Below are 1,079 nucleotides of genomic sequence, written 5' to 3' on the forward strand. Positions count from 1 at the left end.
CCTGATCGTGTGCGCGGAACCGTCGCGGGTCACCGTGACGAGGCGGTTCTCCGCCTTCCCGTACTACCTCGATCGGGATGTCGGCGCAGGTGGCCAGCAGGACCGCGCGCCGCACCGCGGCAAGGCTGCACTGGTGCCGGTCCAGCAGCGCCACCACCCTGGTCGTCGAACTCCGCGACATCGCGGTGTCCTCCCGGTCAGCGCGCGGCACGGCCCCACCAGGTGGAGAGCGCGGCCCGCAACCCCTTGTCGTCCTCGGCCGTGGCGACCCACGCCACGTGCCCGTCCGGGCGCAGCAGGAGCGCCGTCGCGTCGATCCCGGGCACGGGCCGCGCGGTCACCAAGTCGATCAGCGACTCCCATCCGGCCGATTCCCGCGCCCAGCCCGACTCGCCGTCGGACAGGTCCAACAGCACTCCCCGACCGCCGTGCAGCAGCTTCGCCACGTCGGTCGCGCCCCCGGCCGTCTCCAGCGGCACGGTGCGCAACCGCCTGCCCAGCAACGGGTGCTGCGTCGCGTACGGCATCGGGTACCGGACGCCGGTGCCGGTGACGGTCTCGACCAGGTGCCGGTTGACGTCGTCGAACTCGAACAGCCGGGCGACGACGGACCGCAGCGCCTCGACCCGCTCCGGCGGGTGGCACAGCTCGATCTGGGCCCGCACCACCGTGCACGCCTCGGCGCCCACCGGGTACCGCTCGGCGTGGTAGGTGTCCAGCAGCTCGTCGCCCGCCCGCCCGGCGAGCACCGCCGCCAGCTTCCAGCCCAGGTTCACCGCGTCGTGCAGGCCGGTGCCGATGCCCAGCCCGTTCTGCGGGAAGTGCACGTGCGCCGCGTCGCCCGCCAGGAACACGTTGTGCTCGCCGTACCTGTCGGCGTTGCGGGTGGGGTTGCCGTACCCGGTGAGCCAGTGCACCTCGAGCTCGGGCAGCGGGGCCCCGGTCAACCGCTCGGCGGCGGCTTGGAGGTCGTGTCCGGTCGGCGCGGCGGAGGGCGGTGCCAGGTCGAACTCCGCGGTGATCACCCGCAGCCGGCCGGGTGCGAGCGGCGCGCCCGCGTAGTGCCCGCCGGAGGGCGA

At 74.2% G+C, this 1,079-nt stretch carries 1 protein-coding gene; it reads right to left on the reverse strand.

Annotated features, from left to right (window positions below; all coding sequences use genetic code 11):
• Positions 1–197 precede the first annotated feature (197 nt).
• On the reverse strand, positions 198–1,079 hold an 882-nt coding region (locus AB0G02_RS41875; protein WP_360806641.1), incomplete at its 5' end, for an FAD-dependent monooxygenase.

This window comes from Actinosynnema sp. NPDC023658 (genome assembly GCF_040639995.1).
Lineage (GTDB): Bacteria > Actinomycetota > Actinomycetes > Mycobacteriales > Pseudonocardiaceae > Actinosynnema.